The 10,192-nt window shown below is 72.2% G+C and carries 7 protein-coding genes and 1 pseudogene; 4 read left to right on the top strand and 4 right to left on the bottom strand.

Annotation, left to right across the window (positions count from 1 at the left end; all coding sequences use genetic code 11):
- Positions 1 to 10: 10 nt before the first annotated feature.
- A complete protein-coding gene (yczE, locus tag PSH25_RS06815) occupies positions 11 to 727 on the bottom strand; it encodes a membrane protein YczE (protein WP_238658178.1) in 717 nt (238 codons plus the stop codon).
- 59 nt (positions 728 to 786) lie between these two features.
- Here yczE and yczR point away from each other — a divergent pair, with 59 nt between their 5' ends.
- The gene (gene yczR, locus PSH25_RS06820; RefSeq protein WP_238658179.1) at positions 787 to 2,241 is read left to right on the top strand and encodes a MocR-like transcription factor YczR; all 1,455 of its coding nucleotides are present in this window, start codon (positions 787 to 789) and stop codon (positions 2,239 to 2,241) included.
- A 66-nt stretch (positions 2,242 to 2,307) separates the two neighbouring features.
- On the opposite strand, the gene PSH25_RS06825 is transcribed toward yczR, so the two are convergent.
- The 3 genes from PSH25_RS06825 to PSH25_RS06835 form a co-directional block, all read right to left on the bottom strand.
- Positions 2,308 to 4,134 carry an AMP-dependent synthetase/ligase gene (locus PSH25_RS06825; RefSeq protein WP_238658180.1) on the bottom strand — a complete coding sequence of 609 codons (1,827 nt, stop codon included), beginning with the start codon at positions 4,132 to 4,134 and terminating at the stop codon, positions 2,308 to 2,310.
- A 137-nt stretch (positions 4,135 to 4,271) separates the two neighbouring features.
- Entirely contained in the window at positions 4,272 to 5,219 is a 948-nt protein-coding gene (locus tag PSH25_RS06830; RefSeq protein WP_238658181.1) for a terpene synthase family protein, read from the bottom strand.
- 127 nt (positions 5,220 to 5,346) lie between these two features.
- The gene (locus PSH25_RS06835; protein WP_238658182.1) at positions 5,347 to 5,976 is read right to left on the bottom strand and encodes a TIGR03085 family metal-binding protein; all 630 of its coding nucleotides are present in this window, start codon (positions 5,974 to 5,976) and stop codon (positions 5,347 to 5,349) included.
- 172 nt (positions 5,977 to 6,148) lie between these two features.
- On the opposite strand from PSH25_RS06835, the gene PSH25_RS06840 reads away from it, so the two are divergent.
- From PSH25_RS06840 to PSH25_RS06850, 3 genes and pseudogenes are all read left to right on the top strand, one after another.
- On the top strand, positions 6,149 to 8,032 hold the full coding sequence (locus PSH25_RS06840) for an ABC transporter ATP-binding protein (protein ID WP_238658183.1): 1,884 nt from the start codon (positions 6,149 to 6,151) through the stop codon (positions 8,030 to 8,032).
- 55 nt (positions 8,033 to 8,087) lie between these two features.
- A complete protein-coding gene (locus PSH25_RS06845) occupies positions 8,088 to 9,878 on the top strand; it encodes an ABC transporter ATP-binding protein (protein WP_238658184.1) in 1,791 nt (596 codons plus the stop codon).
- An 84-nt stretch (positions 9,879 to 9,962) separates the two neighbouring features.
- Positions 9,963 to 10,192: pseudogene (locus tag PSH25_RS06850) on the top strand (DUF2470 domain-containing protein); the annotation flags it as partial.

Here is a 10,192-nt window from a genome sequence, read left to right on the forward strand (position 1 = left end):
TTTTTTTTTTTTATTGATCCGCTGACCCCCCGGATCTACACGCTTTCCCTACACGCCGCTCTTCGGATCCGGCGCTGTCTGGTGTGGCGCTGTCTGGTGTGGCGCTGTCTGGTGTGGTGCCCTCCGGCACGGCGAACAGCGGGATGAAGAACTGGGCCAACGGACCGATGGCCAACGCGTACGCGACGGTGCCCACGCCGACCGTGCCGCCGAGCAACCAGCCCAGCGCCAGCACGGTGACCTCGATGACGGTGCGCACCAGCCGGACCGACCGGCCGGGCCGGCGGGCCACGTACCCGGTCATCAGGCCGTCGCGGGGGCCGGGCCCCAACCGGGCGCCGAGGTAGAGAGCGGTGGCGGCGCCGTTGGCGACGATCCCGGTGACCAGCATCGCGATCCGGACGCTGAGCGGGCCACCTGCGGGCAGCAGGGCCAGGGTGGCGTCCACGACCAGGCCGATCACCACGACGTTGCTGACCGTGCCGAGGCCGGGCCGCTGCCGCAGCGGGATCCAGAGCAGCAGGACCAGCGCGCCGACGCCGATGGTGACCGTGCCGAAGGAGAGCCCGGTCAGCTCGGAGAGCCCCTGGTGGAACACGTCCCACGGGTCGAGGCCCAGGTGGGAGCGGATCATCAGGGCCATGCTGACGCCGTAGAGCGCGAGCCCGAGGTAGAGCTGGACCAACCGTCGAACGGGCCGGTGCCGCAGATTGCCAAGCAGTGCCATGCATGCCACCCTAGGTGCCAATCCTCGTCGAGGAAGAAGCCAATATCCGAGGAGTGGCTATGACCGGGCAGGTGCGCGGCGTCCAATTGGCCCGTCTGCTCGGGCAGTGGCATGCCCTGCCGGGTCGCCGCCGCAGCCCCGACTACGCCGCTCTGGCCGGCACGGTGCGGGGGCTGCTCGCCGACGGCCGGCTGCCGCTGGGTGTCCGACTCCCGGCCGAACGGGAGCTGGCCGAGGCGCTGCGGATCAGCCGGACCACTGTCACCGCCGCCTACCGGCAGCTGCGCGAGACCGGTCACCTGGCCAGCCGTCGGGGCGCCGGGAGCTGGACGATGCTGCCCGGCAACCACCGGGTCGCCAGCACAGGCCTGTGGACCCCGCTGGACGACCGGGAGATGCTCGACCTCGGCGTCGCCGCGCTGGCTGCCCCGCCGCAACTGCTGTCGGCCGCCCGGGCCGCCACCGAGGACCTGCCCCGCTACCTGAGCGGAGCCGGTTACCACCCGACCGGCATCATCGAGCTGCGCGAGGCGGTGGCCGACGCGTACACCGCCCGGGGTCTGCCCACCTCGGCCGACCAGATCATGGTCACCAGCGGCACCCAGCACGCACTGGATCTGGTGCTGCGGCTCGCCCTGGCCCCGGGCGGCACCGTGCTGGTCGAGTCCCCGACCTACCCCAACGCCCTCGCCGCGCTGGCCGGCCGGCGGGCCCGGATCACCACCCACGGTCTGGCCGCCGACGGCGGCTGGGAGCCCGACCTGCTGCTCGGCAGTCTCCGGCAGACCCGGCCCAAACTGGCCTACCTGATTCCGGAGTTCCAGAACCCGACGGGGCACCTGATGCCCGCCTCGCTGCGCGAGCGCGTGGTGGCCGCCGCGCACGCGGTCGGCACCGACCTGATCATCGACGAGTCCTTCGTGGACCTGTCGATGGACGGCACCGAGCTGCCACCCCCGGTCGCCACCTACGACCGGCACAGTCGGGTGATCAGCATCGGGGGGATGAGCAAGCCCTACTGGGGCGGCCTGCGGATCGGCTGGGTGCGCGCGTCCGCTCCGCAGGTGCAGCGGCTGGCCGCCGTGCGGGTCGGGGTCGACATGGCCAGCCCCGTGCTGGACCAACTGGTCGCGGTGCACCTGCTCGCCGACGCCGAGGCCATCGTCGCCGACCGTCGCGTCCAGTTGGCCGTCCAGCGGGACGCCCTGCTCGGCGCGCTGGCGCACCGACTGCCGGAGTGGCGGGTCACCGTGCCCCGGGGTGGCGTGACGCTCTGGGCCGAGCTGGACGGCCCGGTCTCGAGCGCGCTGGCCCGAGCCACGGAGGAGGTCGGCGTACGGCTGGCGCCCGGCCCCCGGTTCGGCCTGGACGGCACCCTGGAGCGCTTCCTGCGGCTGCCGTTCACCCTGCCCGCGGCGGACCTCGTGGAGGCCGTCGGGCGGATCGCGGCGGTCCGCTACGACCTGGACCGGGCCGGCCGCCAGCGGTGGCGCGAGCCGGCCGTCATCGCCTGAGCGACCCTCGGCCACGAATGCCGGCGGCCCCGCACCCGAGCGGGGTACGGGGCCACCGGCGACGCGTCAGAGCTCGGCGAGGGTGCCGGCGTACATCTTGTCGATCTCGGCGGCGAAGTTGCTCTCCACGCCACGCCGCTTGATCTTCAACGACGGGGTGATCTCGCCGGCCTCGATGGTGAGGTCGCGCGGCAGGATGGCCACCTTCTTGATCGTCTCCCAGCGGTTGAGCTTGGCGTTGAGCTGGGCGACGTACTCCTCGACCATCGTCTGGGCCTCAGCCGACGCGACGATCTCGGTGTAGCTGCGCCCCTCCAGCGGGCCGCCGGCGACCCAGCCCCGGATCGCGTCCGGGTCCAGCGTGACCAGCATCGTGCAGAAGTTGCGGGCCTGACCGACGACGACCGCCTGCGAGGTGTACGGGCAGATGGCCTTGAACATGCCCTCGATGTGCGACGGCGCGATGTACTTGCCGCCCGAGGTCTTGACCAGGTCCTTCTTGCGGTCGGTGATGCGGAGGTAGCCCTGCTCGTCGAGGGTGCCGATGTCACCGGTCCGGAAGAAGCCGTCCTCGGTGAACGAGGCGGCGGTCTCCTCCGGCAGGTTGTGGTAGCCGCGCATCACCGGTCGACCCCGCACCAGGATCTCCCCGTCGGTGTCGATCTTGCACTCCAGGTCGCCCATCGCCCGGCCCACCGTGCCGATCCGCAGCCCGGCCGGGGGGTTGACGAAGTTGCCGGCGCTGGTCTCGGTCAGGCCGTAGCCCTCGGAGATCGGCAGGTTCGCGGCGGCGAAGAAGGTGGCGATCTCCGGGCTGAGCGGCGCGGCGCCGGACACCAGCACCCGCATCCGGCCGCCCAGGCGGGCCTGGAGTTTGCTGAACACCAGCTTCTCGGCCAGCCCGTAACGCAGCTTCAGCCCGGCCGGCACCGGCTTGCCGGCCTGCTCCAGGGCGACCTTCTCCTTGCCGACGCCGACCGCCCAGCCGAAGATCTTCGCCTTCGCGCCGCCGGCGCCCTGCGCGGTGGTCACGGCCTTGTTGTAGACCTTCTCGAACACCCGGGGAGCGCCGCACATCAGCGTCGGCCGGATGACCGAGAGCAGGTCGACCAGCTTGTCCACCCGTCCGTCGACGTAGGTGGGCAGGCCGACGTGGATGGCGCCGCAGAGCAGGGTCTTGCCGAACGAGTGGGCCAGCGGCAGCCACAGGTACTGCAGGTCGTCGTCGCGCAGCAGCCCGACCTCGGCCTGCGCCACGGCCTCCCAGCACCAGCCGCCGTGCAGCAGCTCGACGCCCTTGGGTTGGCCGGTGGTGCCGGAGGTGTAGATCAGAGTGGCCAGGTGGTCCGGGCCGATGCCGGCCACCAGCATGTCGATCAGCTCCGGCTCGGCGGCCAGGGCCTGCGCGCCGCGCTCCTCCAGATCGGCGAGCGTCAACTGCGCGATCGCGGCGGTCGGGTCGACGGCGCCGTCGAGGAGCACCACGTGGGTGAGCGCGGGCAGGGTCGCCCCGGCGATCTTCGCCGCCTGGGCCGGGTTCTCCGCGAAGAGCACCTTCGACCCGGAGTCGGCGATGATGTACGTCGCGTCGGCCGGCTCGGTGGTCGGGTAGACGGTGGTGGTCGCGCCGCCGGCGCACATGATGCCGAGGTCGGCGATCACCCACTCCAGCCGGGTGTTGGCGAGAATCGCGACCGGGTCCTCCTGGCCGACGCCCAGGCCGTGCAGGCCGGCGGCGACCGCCCTGGCACGCTGGCCGACCTGCGCCCAGGTCAGCCAGACCGGCCCGGAGTCGTCGGGGTTCGGGGACGCGAACGCGTTCCGGTCGGGGGTGGCCGCCACGCGCTTGAGGAACATGTCCGGGATGGAGCGGTACGGTACATCGAGAGCCATCGCTGTAGCCGCCTTCGGGGGTGGTGGCGTGACGGTCGTCACGTCATGATGGTTACCGAAGAGTATTGCCTGTCGGCGTGCATCGGCTAGCCCCGGTGATCGTCGGGCCGTCCCATCCCACCAACCGGTAGGGTCGATCAGGCGTACCGGGCAGCCACCACTGACCAGTCGTAGGTGGCCCGGACCCAGTTGCGCCGAGCGGCCAACGCGTCGCGGATCCGGTCGTCGCCGGTGGCGCGGAGCGCCTCCTCCGCGTCCAGGTACGTCGCCAACCCCTGGTTGAACCGCTGTGCCGCACTCCGCAGCGCGGTCGCCTCGTCCGCGTTGCTGTCCTGGGCGATCACCGTGACCAGGTTGTGCGCGTCCGGGTCGGCCTGGCTCTCCTTGCCGTAGGAGAAGAGGTCGTTGCACCAGCAGACCAGGTCCACCGCCAGCAGGTCCAGGGCGACCAGCCCCGGGTCGGCGCGCTGGGTCGGCCCGGAGGGCCGTGTCGACGCCAGGTCGGTCAGGGTGAGGCAGGGGTGCACGCCGCCGATGTGCCGACGCAGCTGCACGTACTCGGCCACCTCGGGTACGCGCCGACGTTCCCGGTTGCCCGCCTCCCAGAGCAGCGCCAGCAGGTACTCCCGCATCTGGCTGACGAACCGCAGCAACAGCCCGGCGTGGTCGTGCAGCCGGGTCCGGCGGCAGAGGTCGTGCAGCGCGTCACCCAGTGGCCCGACGGCGGGCGGTACGACGTCCGGGTCACCGCACCGGTCCAGCACGTCGAGCAGGGTGCTGATCGCCGGGCCCAGGCGGACCGGGTCGGCCCCGAGGCCGTCCTCGTCGCAGGCGTCGTCCATCACGAAGAGCCAGCTGATCAGGTCGGTGAGCAGCCGCAGCCCCTCCAGCGAGCCGTCCGGGCAGGCGCGGCCGGCCAGTCCGGCGGCGTCGGCCCGTTCCAGGCGGCGCACCCGGTGGCTGGAATCGACCAGCCCGAACGCGCGGGCCCACTCGATGCTCTCACCCGCCACCTGGTCCGTGGCCCGATGGCGGCCCGTGGGAAACGGGGGTTCCCGCAGCGCCGAAATCGCGAAGTCCCGCACAGTGCGCCCCCACTTCGTGCCGCCCGGCGCGGAGCGGCGCGGTGAAGCGTACGGGAGGACGTATCAGCATGTTTCGCTGGGTGTGGGAAATTCCACAGTCGTTCGGTGACCGTTTACGCACATAGAGTTACATGCCCAGGTTGGCGGCGCGCAGTCGCCGAGCCGCCTCCGCCGAACCGCTGAGCTGGACCCGGGCCACCCGTTGCCGGCCGGAGAAGAACAGCACCAGCTCGGCCGGGGCGCCGACCAGGCGCAGCGGCTCACCGCCGCGACCGACGGAGACCTCACCGTGGCCGGGCGCCTGCACGTAGAGGTCGGCCGGAAACCGGCGCAGTGCCAGTCGGGCCATCGGGGTCGCTCGTTTCCAGAGCGCGCTCTGCAGGCCGGTGGGCAGGTCACGCGGCTGCCACCCGGAGCCGGCCCGTCGGACGTCCTCGTGATGGATGAAGAACTCCATCGTGTTGGCCAGCTCGTCGGTCACCGGGTTGCTGACCGGGCTCCACAGCGGCGGTCGCCGCACCTGCCCCACCAGTTCGGGGTAGGGCTGTGCGGCGAGTCGCCGACGGACCCGCTCGGCGTAGCCGCGCAGCGGCGGCAGCACGATCCCACCCGCCGCGTCCGGACGGCGCTCCCGCAGCACCAGATGCGCGGCGAGGTCACGGGTCGCCCAGCCCTCGTTGATCGTTGGGGCGGCCGGCCCGAGGGCCAGCAGAAGGTCGGCCAGCGCCTCGCGCTCGGCTCGGGCGTACCGCGGCATGGCCCGATCGTAGGCCCGGTGGCCCGTCGGTGCGCGACGGCGGACACCCGACGGCGCCAGAGGCGCGCCGCCGTCCGGTACGTGACGGTCGACATATCCAGTCAGGGTCGGCGGTGCTGGCCCTGACCGGTAAGGATGAGGGAGATAATTGCGGCTTACGGCGGGGGAGAGTGTGGCGAGCAAGACAAGTCGGGACGTTCTCAGTCGAGGGCTGGGGGTCCTGCGGCAGGCGATCCGTGAGCAGCCGCGGATCTTCGCGGTGGCGGTCGTCGGCAGCGTGCTCTTCGGCGGGATGATCATTGTCAGCGCCCGGGTCGTCGGGTCGGTCATCGGAGAGGTGGCGCTTCCGGCCATCGAACGCGGCGAGGTGGGCGCCGGCACCCTGGCGCTGGCCGCGACCGCGTTGTTCGGGATCAGCGTGCTGCGGGTGGCGGGCATCTTCGGCCGCCGGCTCGGCGCCGGCTACATGCAGTACCGCCTCCAGGCCTCCTACCGCCGCAGGGTCACCCGCCGCTACCTGGAGCTGCCGCTGTCCTGGCACCACCGCAACTCCACCGGCACCCTGCTCTCCAACGCCAACTCCGACGTGGAGGCGGCCTGGTACCCGATCGCGCCGCTGCCGTTCGCCGTCGGCACGTTGGTGATGCTTGTCGGCGCGATCGTGTCGCTCTTCGCCACCGACTGGGCGCTCGCCCTGGTCGGCCTCGCGGTCTTTCCCGCGCTGTTCGCGCTCAACGTCGTCTACTCCCGCCGGATGGCCCCCCGGCAGGCCCGGGCGCAGCGGCTGCGCGCCGAGGTCAGCGGGATCGCCCACGAGAGCTTCGACGGCGCCCTGGTGGTCAAGACGATGGGCCGCGAGGCCCAGGAAACCGCCCGGTTCGCGGGCCGCGCCGGTGAGCTGCGCGACTCGCTGATCGCGGTCGGCCGGCTGCGCGGCATCTTCGACCCGCTGCTGGAGACGCTGCCCAGCCTCGGCACCCTGGCCGTGCTGGTGGTCGGGGCGTTCCGGCTGCGCCAGGGCGCGATCAGCGTGACCGAGCTGGTCAGCGTGGCCTTCCTCTTCACCGTGCTGGCCTTTCCGGTGCGGGCCATCGGCTGGGTGCTGGCCGAGCTGCCGCGCAGCGTCGCCGGCTGGGACCGGGTCCGCCGGGTGCTCGACGCCACCGGCGAGATGCCGTACGGGCAGCGGGTGCTCGACCCGGCCGGCGCCGGCCCGGCCACCCTCACCTTCGACGACGTGCACTACTCCTACCCGCCGGCCGAGGCGCACCCGCCCGGCGCGCAGGTCCTCGGCGAGGTCGGCTTCACGGTCCCGTCCGGTCGGACGGTGGCCCTGGTGGGGCCGACCGGCGCCGGCAAGTCCACCATCGCGTCGCTGGCGGTGCGCCTCGTCGACCCGGACTCCGGCACGGTGCTCCTGGACGGCGTGGACGTGCGCGAGCTGACCTCCGCGTCGCTGGCCGGCACGGTCGCCCTGGTCGCCCAGGTGCCCTTCATCTTCGACGACACGGTGCGCGCCAACATCGCCCTGGACCGGCCCGGTGTCGACGACGAGGTGGTCTGGGCGGCGCTGCGGCTGGCCGAGGCGGACGGTTTCGTCGCCGCGCTGCCCAATGGTCTGGACACCATGGTCGGCGAGCGGGGCACCTCGCTCTCCGGCGGCCAGCGCCAGCGGCTCACCCTGGCCCGCGCGCTGGCCGGTCGGCCGCGCCTGCTGGTGCTCGACGACGCGACAAGCGCGGTCGATCCTCGAGTGGAGGCGGCCATCCTGGCGGGGCTGCGGTCGTCGACCGCGCAGGCGGGGGTTCCGGCCGCGTCGATCCTGGTGGTGGCGTACCGCCGGGCCACCATCGCCCTCGCCGACGAGGTCATCTACGTGGAGCAGGGACGGGTCATCGCCCGGGGCACCCACAGCGAGTTGTTGGCCACCGTGCCCGGGTACGTCGACCTGGTCACCGCGTACGAGCAGGCCGAGGTCGAGCGTGCGCAGGAGAGTTCGTACGGCGACGACGTGGCGCCGCTGCCGTCGGGCCTGGAGATCGAGGTGGACCGGTGAGCGCGAGGAGTGCAGCGCAGCGGAGCCCCGCAGTCGCGAACGAGAGGCGGGCACGGTGAGCGCGACTACGGAAACCAGTGACACGCAGGAGGCCCGGGAGGAGACGACCTGGCAGACCCTGCGTCGGGGTCTGGCGCTCTCGCCGGAGCTACGGACCGGTCTGGCCGGCACGTTGGCCCTGGCGTTGGTCTACATGGTCGGCCGGGTTGCCGTGCCGGTCGCCGTGCAGCAGGGCATCGACCGGGGCCTCGTCGGTGGTCTGAATCTGAACGTGGTCTGGTCGGTGGTGGCGATCACCGCCGCGATCCTGACGATCACCACGATCTGCGGCTACCTGATGATGCGCCGGCTGTTCACGGTCAGCGAGACGGCGCTGGCCAACGTCCGGACCCGGGCGTTCCGACACGTGCACGATCTGTCGATGTTGCACCAGCAGTCCGAGCGGCGGGGTTCGCTGGTCTCGCGGGTGACCAGCGACGTCGACCAGATCACCCAGTTCCTCCAGTGGGGCGGGGTGATCCTGCTGGTCAACCTCGGTCAGCTGGTGGTCACCACCGCCGTCATGCTGGCGTACTCCTGGCAGTTGACCCTTGTGGTGTTGGCCGCGTTCCTGCCGGCGGTGTTCGTCATCCGGCAGTTGCAACGCCGCCTCGGCACGGCGTACGCGACGGTGCGCCAGCGCACCGGGACGCTGCTGGGCGCGATCGGCGAGAGCGTGGTGGGCGCGCCGGTGATCCGGGCGTACGGGATCGCCGGGCGCACCGAGCGGCGGTTGGACGAGGCGATCGACCGGCAGCGCCTGGCGCAGCAGCGGGCGATCCGGATCAGCATCGTGGGCAGCTCGGTGGGGGAGTTGGCGGCGGGGCTGGCGCTGGCCGGCGTGGTGGTGCTCGGCGTGCTGCTGGGGGTGGACGGCACCCTGTCGATCGGCCAGCTGACCGCGTTCCTGTTCCTGGTGACGCTCTTCATCCAGCCGGTGCAGATCGCCACCGAGGTGCTCAACGAGGCGCAGAACGCGATTGCCGGCTGGCGTCGGGTGCTGGACGTGCTGGACGTCGCGCCGGACGTGGCCGACCCGGGGGAGCAGGGGCGGCAGCTGCCGGGCGGGCCGCTGGACATCCGGTTCGCCGGTGTGCGGTTCGCCTATCCGGGTGGTCCGCCGGTGCTGCACGACATCAACCTGGAGATCCCGGCGAAGAGCCGGGTGGCGGTGGTCGGTGAGACCGGCAGTGGCAAGACCACGTTCGCGAAGTTGCTGACCCGTCTCATGGACCCGTCGGCCGGGGCGGTGCTGCTGTCCGGGGTGCCGCTGACGGATGTCCGGTTCGACTCGCTGCGCTCACGCGTGGTGATGGTGCCGCAGGACGGGTTCCTCTTCCACGCGACGGTGGGGGACAACGTCCGGTTCGCCCGGCCGGAGCTGACCGACGAGCAGTTGAGCGCCGCCTTCACCGAGCTGGGCCTGTCTGACTGGCTGGAGGGTCTGCCGGCGGGCCTGGACACTCCGGTCGGGGAGCGTGGCGAGGCGCTCAGCGTCGGCGAGCGCCAGCTTGTCGCGTTGGCCCGCGCGTACGTGGCCGACCCGGACCTGCTGGTGCTCGACGAGGCGACAAGCGCGGTGGACCCGGCGACCGAGGTGCGGTTGCAGCGCACGCTGGACGCGGTCACCCGGGGTCGGACCACACTCGCGATCGCTCACCGACTCTCCACGGCGCAGGCCGCCGACGAGGTGATCGTGGTGGACCGGGGGCGGGTGGTGCAGCGCGGCCCGCACGACGAGCTGGTCCGCGACGCCGACTCGGTGTACGGCCTGCTCTACGCCTCCTGGCTGGAGCAGACCCGGTGAGGTGCGGCGGTGTGGTGGACGCCGACGGGCGGGTGCTCTAGGCTCCGGGTTAGGTAAGCCTAACCTTTGAAGGAGGTCGCGCCCATGCGACCCAACTCCGCCGAGATCGTCCGTACCCTCGTCGCCGGCCGCCTGCCCGGCCTCGTGCACCTGGCCCACCGGCCGGGCCCGCACCACGCCCGGCACGTCACCGACCCGGACGGACGGGTGCTGCTGCTGGTGCCGGTGGCCAGCCACCTGGCCGCCGCCCTGCAACCGGCCGCCGGGGGCAGCGACGTCGCGGTGGTGCTCGACGTGCTCGACCTGCCGCCCGC

Origin of the sequence: Micromonospora foliorum, assembly GCF_022229015.1 — a bacterium.
Taxonomy (GTDB): Bacteria; Actinomycetota; Actinomycetes; order Mycobacteriales; family Micromonosporaceae; genus Micromonospora; species Micromonospora foliorum.